The sequence below is a fragment of the Paenibacillus sp. FSL P4-0184 genome (assembly GCF_038004625.1).
In the GTDB taxonomy this organism is placed as follows: domain Bacteria; phylum Bacillota; class Bacilli; order Paenibacillales; family Paenibacillaceae; genus Paenibacillus_AQ.
This window is the reverse complement of sequence record NZ_JBBORN010000001.1, coordinates 2719812-2737850: the sequence shown is the minus strand read 5'-3', so window position 1 is coordinate 2737850 and position 18039 is coordinate 2719812. Positions and strand designations below refer to the sequence as shown.

Genomic DNA, 18039 nt, shown 5'->3' with positions numbered 1-18039 from the left:
TGCGAAGTTTAGATTATGAAACAATAGAAAAACAATACCCCGCTCTACCATAGGTAGAAACGGGGATCGTATAAAAGTTTAATAAATCCAAAATAAGTGCAGGAATCAATAAGCATTTTTGTTGACGAAGCCGTTGCGAATCGTTTTGAAAATAATTCGAATGTCAAACAGTAAAGACCAGTTCTCGATATAGAAAATATCGTGTTTGATCCGCTCCTCGATGGAAGTGTCACCCCGAAGTCCATTGCTCTGTGCCCAGCCTGTGATTCCAGGTCGTACATGGTGCTTAACCATATACTTCGGAATTTCATCACGGAACTGTTCCACATAATATGGGCGTTCTGGTCGAGGTCCCACCACACTCATATGTCCCAGCAACACATTAAAAAATTGCGGAAGCTCATCTAAACTTGTCTTACGGATAAAGGTCCCGAATCTTGTTCTACGAGGATCTTCCCGCGTACTCCAGCCTGTATCCTCTTCACCATCCTGCTGCATCTTCATGGAGCGGAACTTATACATCATAAAATTACGACGGTTCAGTCCCACACGTTCCTGCCGGAATATAATCGGTCCCGGAGAGGTCAGTCGGACACCAAGAGCCACGATAAGCATCACTGGAGAGATCATAATAATTGCGAACAAAGAGAACACAATATCAAACAATCTTTTTGCCATCTTATTACCCGTCATATCTAGTGGAATATCACGAACATTAATCATTGGCATGCCTGCAAAGTTATCAAAGTAAGGGCGGGCTGGTAAGTAGTCAAAAAAGTCAGGGATAATCAGTGTGCGTACACCTGCTTTTTCACAGGCCGCAATAATTGAAGGATACTTCGAATGCGCATCAAGCGGCAGAGCAAGTATAACCTCATCCACAGGCAGCATCTCTAGCATTCCAGACAACTGGTCAACTGTTCCTAGAATCGGTTTATATCGTTGCTCTTCAATTCCATCCCAAGTATGATAGTCATCCAGGAAACCAATCGCTTCATATCCAAGCTCGGGGTATTGCTCTAGATTATTGTAGAATCTTTTGCCTAGCGTACCTGCACCGATGATAAGTACAAACTGTCGGTTGAAGCCTTTTTCTCGAAAAGATTTAAGCATTTTCTTCAGTACATAACGGTACAGCATAATAGAAAGAATGTTCAATCCCATGTAAAGAGCTAGATATGTTCGGGAGATATTTATTTCTTTCACAAAAAACATCAGACCAAGCAGAATGAAAATGCCCATAATATGCACTTGGAAAATCTTAATGAATTCATCGACAAACCGTTTCTTACGCTTCGGCAAATACAGCGACAGCAGTATACCGACTAACACTGCAATTCCGCCATAAATCATACTCCAGTAAGCGTACGACTCTACAGGCAACGGGTTTTCGTACTCCATCCAACCACTTCTAAACTTTAGCCACCAGGCTATAAGGAAGGACAGCTGGATGACAAGAAAGTCAGCCACCATATAGAGCTGTGTCAAAAATTTCTGATTACGCCGAATCATAAATTCACCTCAGTATTCTTTTCGTTACGTGCACCTGTTTCAATAGCGGAGTTAAGACTCTGAGCAGGTGATGGGACTGTTTTAGGCGAAGTTAAGGCATTCCGCAAAAGCGAAAGTGCGAACTTCACACCTACGCCGGCATATACTGTTCCATTTATCATACTGTTGTACTTCTTACTATAATGCTTACGATGAAATAAAATCATTGCCCGGTGGAATTCATAGACGATCTTAAACGGTCTGCGTCTGGCGCTACCGCCTTTAAGATGCACGATAGCAGTCTTCGGATAATAATAAATCTCCCAACCAGCCTCTTTAATACGATAACACCAATCTAAATCCTCGCCGTACATAAAGAACTCTTCATCTAATCCACCCACCTGGTTAATCGTCTCCCGCCGCAGCAGCATAAACGCACCAACCAGACAATCTATCGGGTAATCAAGATCAGGGTCCAGATAACCTAACTGGTAACCGTTAAACCTCGGACGATCCGGAAATAGCTTACTAAATCCAAAAGCATAATAGAACGAAGCAGACGGTGTAGGAAACCCCCGCTTGCAAGCTTTATCTAGCGAGCCATCCGGTAAAATAATCTTGCACCCTGACGCTCCTACATCAGGCCGACTATCCATAAAGGAGATCATCGTCTCTAGCGTATCCTTACGTACCACCGTATCTGAATTTAGCAGCAGCACATACCGTCCGGATGAAGCTTCCATCCCCTGATTATTAGCACGGGCAAAACCGACATTGTCGTTATTTGCGATCAACATTACACCTGGAAACTCTCTACTAATCTTCTCTACCGAATCATCATTGGAATTGTTGTCTATTAAAATAATCTCATAGGAATAGTTCGTTGCTGAGTCATACACCGACCTGAGACAATCCATCGTCAGGCGACACGTGTTGTAATTAACAATAAGTATGCTTACATCTACATTCACTGCGTAACGCTCCTGACAAATATAGTAATCTACCGACAATAATTATAACATAAAACCTCCCTGAGAGGAGGTGACGTTTAAGGGAGGTTTTTCCAGATGTGGTTTAGCTTTCGTGTTTCTTTCTCTCTTTTATCGCGGCTTGTATATACTCCCGCTTCTTTTTTAACGCAGGGAGCTGAGTGAAAAAGGACTTCCACGCTGTAATTAACTGTGGCTCTCTCAGAAGCATATAACCATGAGCTGCAATTTCATAGGGGAGAGAAATGAAGATTGTTTTCAGCAAAGTTCGAGTCGGTTCATTCTTGTAGATCATTTTGTAGCGGTTAATGTAAGATATTCGTCGGATGAACAACGGCTTAGTGTTACGACCAGACGTTTTCCAGCCACGTTCGTGATACCCGATCGCCTCAGCATCATAATATCCCTGCCAGCCGAATATCTCCGCCCTCCAAGCCACATCCACATCTTCCTTATAGGCAAAAAAGTCTGCATCAAAAAACTCGCCACCAACACTTATGTCGTTGATCATCCGTCGAGAATACATCGCAGCCGCTCCTGATACGCCGAATACAGGTCCTGACTGTGTCCATTGGTCTGCTGGTTCGCCTGCTCCGCTATCAAACGCACGCCGTGTTCTGTTCATACGGAGACCTGTGCTGTCTACCAGCCCATGATCGGCCTTTAGCAAAAGCTTGCCTGTGGCGCTGCCGATCTGTGGATTATTCTCCATCTGTGTGATTAGTCTGGAGATATAGTCTGGAGCCAGCGTAAGGTCAGGATTAAGAACGAGCACGTAATCTGTATTCGTGGCCGAAATGGCCTGGTTGTGGGCTGGGGCGAAGCCTGTGTTAAGCTCATTCTCCAGAAGGTCAATTGTTGGATATTGCTTTATCTCCCTTGCGGAGTTCATAGCTTCATGCCCCACCAAGAATGCAGCGGGTGAGTCCGAGTTAAACTGGTGATAGAACGTTCTGACCTTATCCGCCGAACCATCAGTTGAAGCGTTGTCCACTACGACAATTTTTTTGACCAAATAATCCTGTGCCATTACTGCCTCTATACAATCTATGATGTCGTCAGCACTGTTGTAGGTGACGATATGTACACTTACTGTTTTGTTATTCATGAGTATCCTCGACTTTGTAATTTCTTGTTAACTACACACTCCCTTCTTATTATAACGAAAGAATACAAAAAACTCCCGTATCGTTATAAACGATTTGGGAGTTTCAATTGCTACTATCTTATTCTTTTAGCTCTAAGAGGAAATCTCTCAGGCCCTCACGCCAAGATCGAATATCCTGAAAACCGTTCGTACGTATCGACAGATGCTCCATCACCGAATTCCGAGGACGTGGTGCAGGTCGCGGGAACTGTTCCGTAGCACACGGTTCAAGCTTAGCGGTGAATTTCAAACCCAAAATATCCTCAGCCTCTGCAAAGATAGCCTGTGTAAATTCAAACCAAGTACATGAGTCGCTATTTGACGCATGGTATACACCATACTTCTCAGTTTGGATAAGCTCAAGCAAGAAACGAGCTAAATCAACTGTATAGGTAGGCGAACCCTTTTGGTCATCGACTACTTGAAGCATTGGCTTTTCTTGACCCAGCTTTAGCATTGTTTTGACAAAGTTATTCCCGTATTTACCATACACCCATGATGTGCGTACGATGAAATACTTAGAGGAGAGGGATTGAACGAGCACCTCGCCCGCACGTTTCGATTTACCATATATACTCTTAGGATCTGTATTATCATACTCATGGTAAGGCTGTACTCCCAAACCATCAAATACGTAATCCGTACTAATGTACACCAGCTTAGCTCCAGCTTTTTCAGAAGCTAGCGCTACATTTCGACTGCCCGTTGCATTAATTAAATAAGCTGCATCGATGTCACTTTCTGCCGCATCTACTGCTGTATGCGCAGCACAATGAATGACAGCATCCGGTCCAAACTCACCAATAACCTGGATACACTGATCCAGATCGGTGATATCCATCTCTTGACGGTCGCAGCCCATCACTTGGTGACCTTGATGCTGGAGTAGTAAAACAACATCCTGACCCAATTGTCCGGCCGCACCTGTAACAAGTACCTTCAGTTGAGCCATTATAGAGATTCTCCCAAACGATCGCCATATTGTAATTCAGCGTACTTCTGGTATTCCCCAGATTGAATGCGAGTCCACCATTCGCGGTTATTGAGATACCATTGGATGGTTTCTTTAATACCTGTTTCAAACGTATGTTTCGGCTTCCAACCCAGTTCGTTCATAATCTTGGTAGGATCAATTCCATAGCGTCGATCATGACCCGGACGGTCTTGAACATAAGTAATCAGTGAATCAGGTTTGCCAAGTTCCTGCAATACTGTGTTCACGATATGCACATTTGTACGTTCGTTATTGCCACCAATGTTGTATACTTCACCGTTCACGCCCTTGTGGATAACCAAATCAATCGCGCTGCAGTGATCCTCAACATACAACCAGTCACGGATATTCATCCCATCGCCATATACAGGCAACGCTTGATCCGCAAGTGCGCGGGAGATCATAAGCGGAATAAGCTTCTCAGGGAATTGGTACGGGCCATAATTGTTCGAGCAGCGGGTAATGTTCACTGGCAGTCCGAATGTCTCATGGTATGCACGTACAAGCAAGTCGCCACCAGCTTTACTTGCCGAATATGGACTGTTCGGAGTCAAAGGAGTTTCTTCAGTAAACAAACCGGTTGCTCCAAGTGATCCGTATACCTCATCCGTAGAAACCTGAACGAATTTAGTAACACTATATTTTTTCGCCGCATCCAAAAGTACTTGTGTTCCAAGCACGTTCGTCTTCACAAACACTTCTGGCTCCAAAATACTCCGATCCACATGCGATTCAGCCGCGAAATTCACCACTACATCAACACCTTGGCTAAACAAAGCATCCATTGCCTGTACATCTGTAATGTCTGCTTTTACGAACTTGTGGTTCGGATGATTTTCAATTGATTTCAAATTCTCCAAATTACCTGCATACGTCAACGCGTCTACGTTAACGATTTGATAATCAGGATGTTGTTGCAGCATGTATAATACAAAGTTGCTGCCGATAAAGCCGGCTCCGCCGGTAACTAGCAGTTTCATTTATAGCCCACCTTTTGTTCAATGAAATGTTATGTTTATAATTCAAAGTTAAGTTCCGCGTCCATCAGTACAGGATGACGTTGATCTTTATCCGATAATATCGGACTAGAAGTTGGCCAATCAATACCTAACGCTGGATCATTCCATAATATGCCGCGATCATTCTCAGGGGAATAATATTCGTCTACCTTGTATAACACTTGGGTATTAGGGACCAACGTGCAGAAGCCATGCGCGAAGCCTTTAGGTACAAGCAGTTGGCGTTTGTTATATTCGCTAAGTATTACTCCGACCCATTGACCAAATGTAGGAGAATTACGACGAATATCTACGATTACATCATAAATAGCGCCGGTTAAGACACGAATTAACTTTGTTTGGGCCTTTGGGTTCAACTGGTAGTGTAGACCACGCAGGACACCAACCTCTGCAGAGAGGGATTGATTGTCTTGGATGAAATTATAATTCAACCCGAGTTTATTCATAACTTCTTCGTTGTAGCTTTCCATGAAAAATCCACGGTTGTCGCCGTGGACTACCAGTTCTAGTAGGCTAGTTACTCCCCACTATTAAGACTACACTTCAATTCGAAATCACCAACAACACGGTTAAAGTTATAAATTCCCCCAACGTTCAACATTGTATATCTTGGTACAAATTTTATCAAATTTAATATCATTATCTTGAAGATATTGTTTGTATTCTTCAATGTCTTGATCCCTGCCTTGAAGTTCGGGAGATACTAGACACAATTTATATCCCCACTCCTTCAATTTAGAATAGTTCTCTTTATTAATAGGTAATTTCGTAAAGCAGTCAACCCATACCCATTTCACTTTCCCCTTCATAGATAAAAGGGTATCTAATCCTTCGTATTCCGAGAAACGCAGTGCGATATTCGTCTCCCTCTGATTACTGAGAAGATAGATCATCGGAAAGGTACTATCCAGAAAGAAATAATCCTTTATTTTATATTTTCGCACTAATTCTAATACTCGATGTTCAATTCTTTCACTTTTTACATTTAAAATTAAAGTTCCATGTTGATAATCTCGCAAGAAATCCTCTAAATTCTCTCCGTCTACGTAGGGATCATGATGTAGTACCAAGCGTTCACCCAAATCGCGAATATCAATTTCTACACCGTATTGGGTCGGAATATTTTTTAACTCTGCAACCGTATTAATACGATGAGCGATGTACATTTTTCAAATCCCCTTTAAGCTTTTTACTGAAATTCAAAGTTCTTTTAATGAATTTATACTTTGCACCCATACCTGTATTCCAACTCGATTCTCCATTCAATCGTTCAGGAAATACAACCTTAAACCGAATTATATCTATATTCTGTTTTCGTGCCATGTATAACGAATACAAGTCAAGCGAGAAATCATAAGGTGGTGAATCCCATGATGCAAAATATGAAGAGTGAAATATATTAGGCTGCGCATTGATATCATACAATCGTTCTTGAAGATATATAGTTTCAAAGACACTCATGGCTGTAGTAAACAATTGATCAAAGAATGGCCTTTTCTTCCGATCACCTTTGACATAAATATTAGATGGGCTTCCCTTTTCCTCTATAATAGTTAGAGCTCTAATAACATCATAAGGATCAGTTTGCATATCAGCATGTGTCCATCCGAGATATTCGCCTTTAGCCTCTTTTAAACCTGAGATTATTCCAAAACCATAGCCTTGATTAATCTCCACATGAACAATTCTTGCAAATGGATAATCATTTATTAATCTCTCCATAAGTTCCTTACTACCATCACTTGAACCGTTGTTGACCAATATAACTTCAATGTCCGGCCTTTGAATTACTTTTTCGAACTTCTCCAAAATTAAACTAATATTCTTCACTTCATTGTAACAAGGAATGATCACCGACAACTTTATCATTTTTGAACACCCACCATTTCTGACCGATAAAATTCAGTAACATACTTGTGCCTGTCGCTACTAAAAAAGCTATCATATACATTGATGGAAATAGACTCAAAGTTAACTTATTCATTAATATATTTATTGATAGAGTACCTAAATACAGAACACTAAACTTCCATATATGAGATGAAGTATTTTGAGTAGCTTCAAAAGTCCACAATTTATTTAGCAAAAATGAAATTCCAGCACCGCAAAGAAAGGACATTCCCTTAGAAATGGACGTTGACCATATATTTAATAAAAGATAGTAGATAAAACTATCGGTTAATACTGCTGAACAACCCGTAACACCAAAACGCATTAATTGCTTCTTTAATGTCATTATTCATTTTCCTGTTTAAAAGCAGTGTATTTAATTTCAAGTCCTGGAAGAGCATCTTTATCTAAAGTGACTTCTTGATCTAGTGTATAAGGGTGCCATTCCCACTTGTGAAAGAAACTCTGCCAGTATTCATAGGTTCTTAGATCATTAGGTGTACCCCACCCAACATATTGATCCAACTCGAATACTTTCGCATTGTATCCTAAATCTATTGCTTCATTTATCAAACTATCTACGTAAAACTCATTATTAATACGAATGTTTTTCGTATACAGTTGATCAAGTGATTCCTTGAAAATTTTAACGTTTTTAAAATAGAAACTACCCACAACTGCATGATCATTATAAGGATCATCACTTATTGGGCTTTTTACATGAACATGTTTAATAGTCTGGTCTTCCTCAATATCTATCCATCCATACATCTGAGGATAGCGTTCACTCGAAACATGATGTCTAAAACTGAATACAACAACATCTACATTAGGATCTTTAATTAATGTTTGAAAACCATCTTGATTCCAGATCATTCCATTGTCGCAGGCGCCAATTAACAGTGAATCCTCTGAATCAATATACTTAAGTCCCAGTTCACAAGTACAAGCTTGCCCTTCAGTTAGAGACTCTACTGTAACTATAGTGGCGTCTGGATATACCATTTTAAGTTCCTCTTCCAAAGGATAGGCGTCTAAATGAGATTTTTGACAAAGAAATACTTGTTTGCCTGTCTTAGGCAAGCTCTGGGAAGCCTGAATAATCATCGGTTTTCCAGATACTTCAATTAAAGGTTTGGGGTCCTCATATCCTTCTTTTACAAATCGGCTTCCTGCTCCAGCTAACGGCATTAATAACGTTGAATGCGGAACAGTTTTATCCTCTTCATTTGACTCTATTATATTTCTGAAATAATTAGACCATGCTTTATACTCTTGTACGTCTTGTGGAGTACCCCATTGCAACATATGCTGAACATTGTAAATTGAAGTGCGCAGACCATCACGGTTTAGCAAATTGTACACCAAACTAACGTAATACTCACCATTCAAATTCACATCTTCATCTAATAATGCCTGAAAATACTTTTTGACGTATGATCCACATCTAAAATAATATGTACCAACTGAGGCGTATTCCTCCATGCGATTATTTGTGAAAGGTTCTTTTTCCTTAATTTCGAGCATCCATTGTTCTTCATCACGCATAAATGCATAGTTTGTGGACCCTAACATATGTGGATGAAAACCCTTATATGCAGGAATAGCTCCATCTGCTTTCCTATTACGAGTATGATTTAGGAAATCAGCATAATTCCAAAACACACTAAAATCACAATAGTTAACAATAACTTCTTCCTCATCATTTAGAAGATTAAAGATTTGCGTAACCGCATATACAGGTCCTTTTTTATGTGGTTCAATTTCAATTATTTTCGCCGCAGGTGCGATACGCTCTAATATAGCTCTCATATTGGTAGTTGTTAGATGATTTGAATTACATATAAAAGTAAAGTTCGATTCTCCCGGAAACATATTGACTACATGTTCAATAATTGGGATGCCATCAACCTCAATTAATGGCTTTGGCTCTGAATAACCAGCATCAATAAATCTCTTACCTATTCCTGACATAGGGATAATAATTTGCACTTCATTCACCTGCTTCTATAGTTTTTGTCTATATTTTTCTGCTTCCCAATTTCCCAGATAACGAATTTCATCGATTTCAAGACTGTTTACTCTCTCTTTCACGGAGTTCACAATAATGAGGTGGAACTTAAATACTTCTTCAATTTCTTTAGCTTTTCGTATGTTATTAGCAATAAAGAATACCATGGAGTTATAAATAATTACCTTCGGAAGCTCAAGATTTTGTTCAAAATAATCATAAACACATTGGGAGTCCAATGTCTTCAGAAACAGTACTCTTACACCACAGAATACATACCCATCCGGACAAAAAGGGCTTATTTCTAAATTAGCTCTATTTTCAGATAACTTAGTAACGATTGTATCCTCACTTAAATATGCTATATATTGCGTATTACCAACACCATTTATTAATTTTGAAATTTGATTAGTATATTTATAATGCGAAAAATTCACATTCTCATTTCTCTCTAATATTGATAAAACTTCTTCATTTAGCTCACATACCTCTTCCATATGATCGCCGCTAATAATAAGTCCGTGATTTTGCAAAAATACTATTCCTGGGTCCTTTTTATTCTTTAATCTATAGTTTTGAAGTTCATTAAACATAGATAGAGCCAACTCAATCCCTGGTGTCTCATAAGGAACATATAGAGCCCGATCACCAAATAAGGCATGTAACTTCGAATTCCATTCTTTCTGACAAGTAATCATATTAACTACAATGGGGTGTGTATGAAGCGTGAACTTATATAGAAGTGAGTGTAAAAAAGTTTCAATTGACGGTCTTGATAAAGGACTACACAACGCATTGCTCACTAATTGAGCAGCGTACTCTTCTCTCTGACGTTTTTCAACTATTTCTTCAAAAGCAGGATCACTTAGAGCTGCTACTATCTTAAGATGATCCAGTGTAGCAAATCCTCGATCTTGCTCCACGTCAGATAACAAGAATCCAGATGCTTTAATTAGCATTTGCCCATTATCCAATTTAACTGAGGAATTACCTCCACCTGCTTGAGTCAAGTCAAACCGCTCACCAGCATACTTTGACATCTTCACGAATTCCAATAAGTCTTTCATTCTATTTACCTCCTATTTACAAATACTAATTCATCAAATGATTTAAATGAATGAATGTTTTCGGACAGTTCCACATCTTTTAATAATGGATTATACCAAAAAGCTTCTATATTCAATTGTTGTGCTCCAAGGATGTCTTTTTTATAATTATCACCGATCATACATAATTCAGTGGTCTTTAAATCCATCTTTTGAGCTGCCAGCATAAACATATAAGGATGGGGCTTCTCTCTACCGGCTTCTTCGCTAGTGACTAAATAATCAATATAGGGTTCTAGATTCAACTTTTTAAGTTTACGGTGCTGGATATGAGCTGTCAGATCAGTCAATATACAGATTTTTTTATCTCTAATAGAATCCAAAAAATCATATACAAAATCATTAACCTGAATGTGATCCAGTAGTGTAGACCAATAATATTCATATGTCTCTAATGAGAATCTCACTGGGTGTACACCCCATATTTCGTACATACGCTGGAAGTATAATAATCGATTATGAGAAGATGCGGTTGTATTTAACTCTGTATTTATTTGACTCCGAGCAATAGAAAACACTTTAGATACTTCTTCAATGCTTACATGTTGCGACTTAGAAACCTGATCAAATGTATATGCCAAAGCAATCTTGTTAACAGATTTATAATCATACAATGTATCATCAAGATCTAGTAAAACTCCTTTGAAATCCATCAAGAACGACGTTCCTCCTTCAACTTTTCACTGATCATCAATAAAATTAACAACTGAACTATACCTCTGTAATCAGAGTGCCAAATGGATACATCTAATATAATTTCCTCTCTATTTTGAATGATTTTATCCGCTATACTTTTAAAGTCAATTTCCCTCTCCTCTTGATCAATAATGAAAAATTGAGACTTCAAATCTTCAGAATAGTCATGCTCAACAGCGATGTTCTGAATTGATAATTCATCCAATAAATCTTCCATATTTAAATTGGAATCAACAGTTAATTTTAATTTCAGATTTGGTACACAGTCAACATTCCCCACTTCTAGTAATTCCTCTGTAAAATAACAGATTACGAGATCGGCAAATTGTTTTTGCGGCCAGATATACTTTTGGGCATCTACCATACGTTCCTCAATACTTTGAATAACTTTTTCTTTCGAATATCCTCTTTTTTTTGTATCACGAAGTACTTTCCAATGTCTTCTTAAATTTTCTTCAGTTTCTAAGTAAATCTTCAGATCTAAAGCTTTACGCATTTTTGGAAGATAAAATGGATGAAGTCCACTAACAATGACATAGTCTTTCGATTTTACTTTTCGAGGATTCGTAAACCCACCTGTACCATGATCATATTCAACACGTTCAATAGATTCACCACGTTTTAATGCCATTATATCTTCAGATTGCCGATGAAGGTAATTAGCTTTAGGATTTAAATGTGTTAGCTGTTTCCAATTCTCATTACCACGTTCCCATTTGTGATCACCGTCACCTTCAATCAATAAAATATCTTTATCATGAAGTAACTTGTAAATATCATCAAGTAATATGCTTTTTCCTGAACCACTATCCCCACCAATACCTATAAGCAACGGTGAGTTTTTATATTTATAAATATCATTGTTTTTCAAACCGTATCGATATGAAAAGTAAATCGATGCTAGTAAGCTTCCTTCAAGTAAAGTGAAACTCAAATTCCCCCAAGAGTCTATATCAGATTTTAAATTTATAGATTGACCATAAAATGTTATGTCATTCAAAGCAGAATGATGGTATACCATAAAATAAACTAAATAGGTTACCGATAAAACTAGATTTAATAACAAAGTATATTTAGTATTGGTTTCTACTTGATTAATGAAATAAATAGAAATATAGGGAATGATCCATATGTACCATGCCGGCATAGGTGGAACCAACAAAATGAAGACCGAAAATAGTAAGCCGACAAAGCTAAATAATAACTGAGGATTGATCTTCTTATAGACCATAAACCTTAGGTATATCGAAAATACAGCCAACGGAGCTAAGTACAACTTTAAGTTCCCAAATGCAAAATAAATAGCAAATATTTGACTCTGCTCCTTGTTTTTTAACACGTATTCTCGGAACGCTTCAGCCCCAATAAATGGGGCACAAATAATTAGGAAGACTAGTATAGTAGCACCTAGATAATATGATACGTATGTAACCTTTTTGCGATAATGAAATAAATAAATAAGAACTAATGGAAGAGCTGCAATGACATGGAATTTAATGGCGATAGCAAATCCGAATACGATAGCTGATGATTTCCAATGCTCCTTAATTAATAGATATAAAGAGAAAAAAAGTACTGCAGTAGGTAACAGATCTAGTTGTGAATGTATATAAAAGGCATAGAAAACAATGGGTGATGCAAAATAATACAATAGTACTTTATCCTTCTTTAATGGATATAGTTTAACAAGAAGAGCATAGATAAATACATCAGATAATAGCCCGGGAAGTTTCATTAAAAAATTATCCACTATCAACGGCAAATCTAGATGTGCTCCTGGAAAATAAAATAACGATAATATATATAACATTAATGGTGGATATGGAAATGGGTTATCAAAATAATTAATCTCATAGAAATGCTCCCATGGATTATTCAGATATGTTGTGAAATATTCAACAAATGGTTTGAATAACTCATCTTGGTACCCTGAAGAGAATAATATCATAACTATTATTTTTAAAAATAGAATGATTAAGAACCAGTTATACTTTTTAAAGTGCATCACCTTTATACCTCTTATTCAGTGTTTTATATTTTCCCAAAGAAGATTACTTTAGGGTTGAATAGTACAACTTCAGAATTATACTCATCATAAAACTTAATGTGGTCTATATTTAAGAGCTTATCAAATTTATAATACCCATAGCGATCAGTTGAATCAGACGTTTCAATCGTCTCGCCAATTACACCGCCTTCGCTGTCATAGGCAATAACTTTGATCTTTCTATTCCACGGATTAGATTTGTCTAGTATTAATCCACTTACCTTCCGTGTATTACTTCCTGGCACTAAATTGTTTACATCAATTTCATGAGTCCCTATGGAATCGTTGATTTCTAGAGGGGGGTAAAAATCTGTATCTGGATTACATATGATCCAAGGATACGGATTAACTGCTAAACATCCCCCATTTTCAAATTGTCCATAATTATCCTGCCAATTTGAAAATGAATAATTCTCATATTCATATATATCCTTGGCATTGAAACCACTAAAACTATAAGTTAAAACAATTAACACCCCTATAATGAACTGCTTTCTTTTAGATTCAAATAAATTAATTAACCAAATAAAAATACCTAGAAACACAAATATATTACTGAATATAAAATGCCTGTTGTACGGTACATTAAACTGTATATTCCAAACAGCCGAGTCTTTGATATATGGAACAGTCAAGGACATTACAACTGACATCATTGCTAGAAGCTGGGTACTAACAATAAAATATATAACTTTTTTACTAAGTAATTTTCTACTATAGTAAATCGCAACTACTGTCAAAACTATCAGACAAATTGTAAGTGTATAATATGTAACTAAGCTACTTTGAAAAAAAGCTAACTTGAAAAAAATATGATATAAGTTCTTTATATAAAGAACGCTACCTTGAATCGCCATATCAAGTATACCTTTATCAACAGATTCTGATTGGGCAGTCCAAGTAGATCTATTAGTTATTACCACAATAAGTTGCATTAACATAGAGATACAGGAAGTTAAATAAAAGATTGAAGATTTATGGTTTTTTTTCATTAAATTATAAATTAAAATAACTCCATAAAACGGCGCAAATACTATAAAATAAGCTTTTGACGACAACACAAGGAAAAAGAAGATATTTAAAACGACGAATTTAAATTTACCAACCTTTTCTATATTCAAAAACATAATAAATAAACAAGGTATTACTCCTAAATAGGAGAAATTAATAAAAGTATAGAGTTCATAATCATGAAATAGACCCAAGCCAAGTACTAAACCTACGATAAATCGTAAGAAATCAGAAGAAATTAGTCCCTTGAAATAACGCAGACTAATACTAGAAGCGAATATGGCAATAAAAAATACTGCGATTGATTGAGTTATAATTGGAAAGTAAATCCCCGCATGAAACACCTTAACTACTATTAATGTAATTAATCTAGTTAATAACGGAAGATAGCCTGCATCTAGTTGTTTGAGGTTTGTAATCCATCCATTGTTTGATGCTCCCATATAAAAATTCGTCGCAGCTTCAGCCCATGGTTGATTCCAGATAGTTAATGATGGGAAGCGATATATGGTAATAATAATGATTAACATAATACTTATTAAAAAATAATAATTCACTGTAGAACTTTTTATATTCATGATTTTAAAACAGATAAGTATATAAAGGCAGGTGAATAAAAAGAGAAATAATAGAGTCCATTCTGTGCCACTATAAATCTCTTGATGTAACAATCCGTATTCTTTATGTTCAGTACCATCAACTATAACCGTCCCCTGTGAAGCATCTTTAGTTAGTGCCACTGTGACAGCGTTACCGTTCGTTGCTCCCTTGGGGGATATTAGGAGAATGGCATTACCCGCCTTAAAATTTTTATCATCAAATCTTATCTTTTTAAATGAATTATCTTTTAATGAACTAGCATCTAAACTAACGACTTGTTCAGTTTCGTCTTGGATCAAGGATATCTCTAATTGAGAGGTATTACTTCTCTGATAGGTTGCAAAAAAAATGTTAAATTCAACAAATTGTTGTGTGTAGCCCTCCGGAATAATGATATCCTGTTGAATTACTCTAGCGGAAGTCAGTTCCCCTGTTAATTCTAATTCCGTTAATTGATTCTGCATAAATATCTTTGATGTAAAAACATTCCGACTACTACCAATTAAAAACACGATCATTATTCCAATAAACACAATAAAAAGGAGTAATGCTTTACTCCTTTTTAGCTTATGCAAATAAGCCATATACACACCCCTTGTTAAAATCACATCAGATTATACAAAGTTCACTATTACGAGATTCTATATATAGCAGGCAGGCCTCTAATTTTGGACACTTCGCGACAGAAGATTGAGCAGACGTCATATTTCATCGAACTTGCTGTGCTTCAACTCTCATATTGATTACCGCTAAGTTTATTGTATAATGCTTAGTCTGTAAGTCCCCAAAGTGATTAGGTGGCTTTACTGATAGGTTTTAAAATTCACTACTCTCTATTTATTAAAGTTTCAATATTCCAAACTCCGAACAATTTGATTTCCATCTATTTTAGGCACGCCAAAACACTTAAGGTCAGAACCTTCTTGTAACAAAATTATCGCAACAATTTTCCAAACTCGCAAATCACTTGCGTAAGGGACAAAATCATCTGAGATTACATTATCTCCAAGGATAACGATCATTTGATCTCATCCGACAAATTGCCCCGCCAAGTTCAAAACCAGTGCAATTCCGCCTGCTTCATCTTGTACTTTGGAAGTAAAGCAGGCGCCCTTTTCACGGCTGTGACATATAAATTAAATACATCTCCCGTATACTCTTTAACAGTGATGATGAGTATGCCTGTTACATTAGCTTTCTTTAATTTATAAACGGTATGAAAAAACATTGGGTATTTATCTACGGAAGAAGATGTTTATTGTTCACTTTCATTAAAGGGTACAGGCGTGAGCCTGTACCTCCTGCCAAGATTACACCTTTCATCATGTCCTTCATCTAAAATTAATCAAAACTTTATTTTTTTAATTGAGAAAAATGGGTCATCCTCCATGAGAAAGCTACTATGTTTTTCAAAAAAAACTTTCAAATCAATTTCAGGGAATTCTCTATTTTGAATTTTGTCGTAATATTTCATTTCACCTAATTCAAAAGGGATCAGTTTTATATATTTATTTGCTTTACTAGCTTTAACACAAAAATCAATTATAGATATGAGACCTTCATATTTAAGATCAAAACCGTCTACAGAATCGAAGAAAGATTTTCTAAACATAATTAACTTTGGACTTACTGCCGATACATTTTGACTTATTCTAGCTCTACCGAAATAACCAAAAAATCTTCTGTGTTTATTCTTATGAAAATCAAGAATTTTGTTTTTTGTCAAAGCAATTCCAAAACTATATATCTTTCTTTTTGTAATCAGTTTCGGTCCAATGATCACTGTCTCATCATTATTAGCATGACTCAGCATGATGTTTATCCAATTTTTATTTAATATTTTAACATTAGAATCAACTATAAAAATAAATTCATCCTTAACCTCCTTAGCCAGAAGATCAATTTGTCTTATATAGTTTTTTGTATTTATAATCTTTAGGTTTTTTATTTCATGTGTTTTTTTAAAATCACTCAATAATCGTCCCTTGTTAATTATGAATAAACTATAATTAGTCCATTGGATTGATTCTTTGAGTTCTTTATAATATTTATTTATTGTTTCTTCATCTTCCCATTCACCTATTGCAATAATAGTAACGTTACTATTAATCCATAGATTATTATATTCAATACTATAAGATCCAGGAAATGCTCCTTTTGAGACAGAGACATTCGTATCAAGATCTTCAAAGTAATTTTCTAGAGCTTTTCTACCTGCATCAAATGTATACTTTTTATTCAATGAATTTCCTGCTGTTGAGCTTGCGCTAATTCTCCAATGATATAATATCTTTGGAATATGCTCAATTGATTGCGTTACGTTGCTTAAGCGCAATATCAAATCATAATCCTGACTACCATCTACTCCTTCACGAAAAAGATTAACCTTCTCCAAAACCGTTCTTCTCATCACCAAAAAATGACAAATATAGTTGTAACTTCTTAAAGTGTCTGGAGACCAATTAGGCTTATGATGAGGTTGTAAAAATTTTTTCCCATCACTAGTCACTTTATCTTCATCTGAGTAAATAACATCTGGGTTAGATTCATTAATTACCTTTACGCATTCCATCAAAGCATCACTGGTTAATAAATCATCATGATCCAGTAAAGCAACATAGTCACCCTTAGCTAACCGGATTGCTTTATTTGTATTTTTGGCAATTCCCTCATTACACTCTTGTTTTGAATATGTTATTCTACTATCTTTTAACTCATATTTACTTATTATCGTATGAACCTCGTCACTAGTACTTCCTCCATTTAAAATGCATAATTGCAAGTTATCATAGGTCTGATTTAGGACTGATTCTATCATTTCTATAAGAAAAACTTTGGGTGTATTATATACAGGAACAACAATACTGATTAAAGGTTTATGAACGATATCTACATATTTTAATTCCACATTTTCATTAGAATATGTTATTTCATCTCTATTGAAAGCTCCTTGCATTTTCTCAATTAACCGATATGAAAAACCAATCCACCCATACTCCTTAATTGAACCTAGCAACTTCAATGTTAAATTTTTTATA

Annotated in this window: 15 protein-coding genes and 1 pseudogene; all 16 read right to left on the bottom strand. The window is 36.5% G+C overall.

What is annotated here, in order from left to right:
• Positions 1 to 105: 105 nt before the first annotated feature.
• Positions 106 to 1512: an undecaprenyl-phosphate glucose phosphotransferase gene (locus MKY52_RS11750; protein ID WP_076286915.1), complete on the bottom strand. Its 1407-nt coding sequence runs from the start codon at positions 1510 to 1512 to the stop codon at positions 106 to 108.
• Positions 1509 to 2408, bottom strand: coding sequence for a glycosyltransferase family 2 protein (locus tag MKY52_RS11745; RefSeq protein ID WP_445671020.1), 900 nt, complete (start codon positions 2406 to 2408; stop codon positions 1509 to 1511). The genes MKY52_RS11750 and MKY52_RS11745 overlap by 4 nt, the downstream gene beginning before the upstream one ends.
• A gap of 157 nt (positions 2409 to 2565) precedes the next feature.
• Complete coding sequence (locus MKY52_RS11740; protein WP_341051500.1) at positions 2566 to 3588, bottom strand: glycosyltransferase family 2 protein; 1023 nt, start codon at positions 3586 to 3588, stop codon at positions 2566 to 2568.
• A 118-nt stretch (positions 3589 to 3706) separates the two neighbouring features.
• The gene (rfbD, locus tag MKY52_RS11735) at positions 3707 to 4570 is read right to left on the bottom strand and encodes a dTDP-4-dehydrorhamnose reductase (protein WP_341053405.1); all 864 of its coding nucleotides are present in this window, start codon (positions 4568 to 4570) and stop codon (positions 3707 to 3709) included.
• An 8-nt stretch (positions 4571 to 4578) separates the two neighbouring features.
• A complete protein-coding gene (gene rfbB, locus MKY52_RS11730; protein ID WP_042192239.1) occupies positions 4579 to 5601 on the bottom strand; it encodes a dTDP-glucose 4,6-dehydratase in 1023 nt (340 codons plus the stop codon).
• Between the two features lie 35 nt (positions 5602 to 5636).
• Positions 5637 to 6143 carry a dTDP-4-dehydrorhamnose 3,5-epimerase gene (gene rfbC / locus MKY52_RS11725; protein ID WP_341053403.1) on the bottom strand — a complete coding sequence of 169 codons (507 nt, stop codon included), beginning with the start codon at positions 6141 to 6143 and terminating at the stop codon, positions 5637 to 5639.
• A 72-nt stretch (positions 6144 to 6215) separates the two neighbouring features.
• Positions 6216 to 6806 carry a hypothetical protein gene (locus MKY52_RS11720; protein WP_341051499.1) on the bottom strand — a complete coding sequence of 197 codons (591 nt, stop codon included), beginning with the start codon at positions 6804 to 6806 and terminating at the stop codon, positions 6216 to 6218.
• On the bottom strand, positions 6784 to 7509 hold the full coding sequence (locus MKY52_RS11715; RefSeq protein ID WP_081393268.1) for a glycosyltransferase family 2 protein: 726 nt from the start codon (positions 7507 to 7509) through the stop codon (positions 6784 to 6786). The genes MKY52_RS11720 and MKY52_RS11715 overlap by 23 nt, the downstream gene beginning before the upstream one ends.
• Complete coding sequence (locus MKY52_RS11710; RefSeq protein WP_076286920.1) at positions 7472 to 7876, bottom strand: GtrA family protein; 405 nt, start codon at positions 7874 to 7876, stop codon at positions 7472 to 7474. Before MKY52_RS11710 ends, MKY52_RS11715 begins: the two co-directional genes overlap by 38 nt.
• Positions 7876 to 9522 carry an NTP transferase domain-containing protein gene (locus MKY52_RS11705; protein WP_341051498.1) on the bottom strand — a complete coding sequence of 549 codons (1647 nt, stop codon included), beginning with the start codon at positions 9520 to 9522 and terminating at the stop codon, positions 7876 to 7878. Before MKY52_RS11705 ends, MKY52_RS11710 begins: the two co-directional genes overlap by 1 nt.
• A 15-nt stretch (positions 9523 to 9537) precedes the next feature.
• The gene (locus tag MKY52_RS11700) at positions 9538 to 10608 is read right to left on the bottom strand and encodes a class II aldolase/adducin family protein (RefSeq protein WP_341051497.1); all 1071 of its coding nucleotides are present in this window, start codon (positions 10606 to 10608) and stop codon (positions 9538 to 9540) included.
• Positions 10609 to 10613: 5 nt separating this feature from the next.
• Complete coding sequence (locus tag MKY52_RS11695) at positions 10614 to 11300, bottom strand: HAD family hydrolase (protein ID WP_341053401.1); 687 nt, start codon at positions 11298 to 11300, stop codon at positions 10614 to 10616.
• Positions 11300 to 13348, bottom strand: coding sequence for a hypothetical protein (locus MKY52_RS11690; RefSeq protein ID WP_339271815.1), 2049 nt, complete (start codon positions 13346 to 13348; stop codon positions 11300 to 11302). Before MKY52_RS11690 ends, MKY52_RS11695 begins: the two co-directional genes overlap by 1 nt.
• Positions 13349 to 13374: 26 nt before the next feature.
• Positions 13375 to 15585 carry a hypothetical protein gene (locus MKY52_RS11685; protein ID WP_341051495.1) on the bottom strand — a complete coding sequence of 737 codons (2211 nt, stop codon included), beginning with the start codon at positions 15583 to 15585 and terminating at the stop codon, positions 13375 to 13377.
• 447 nt (positions 15586 to 16032) lie between these two features.
• Positions 16033 to 16324, bottom strand: a pseudogene (locus MKY52_RS30365) (sugar phosphate nucleotidyltransferase); the annotation flags it as partial.
• Between the two features lie 22 nt (positions 16325 to 16346).
• The gene (locus MKY52_RS11675) at positions 16347 to 18023 is read right to left on the bottom strand and encodes a glycosyltransferase family 2 protein (protein ID WP_341051493.1); all 1677 of its coding nucleotides are present in this window, start codon (positions 18021 to 18023) and stop codon (positions 16347 to 16349) included.
• Positions 18024 to 18039 lie beyond the last annotated feature (16 nt).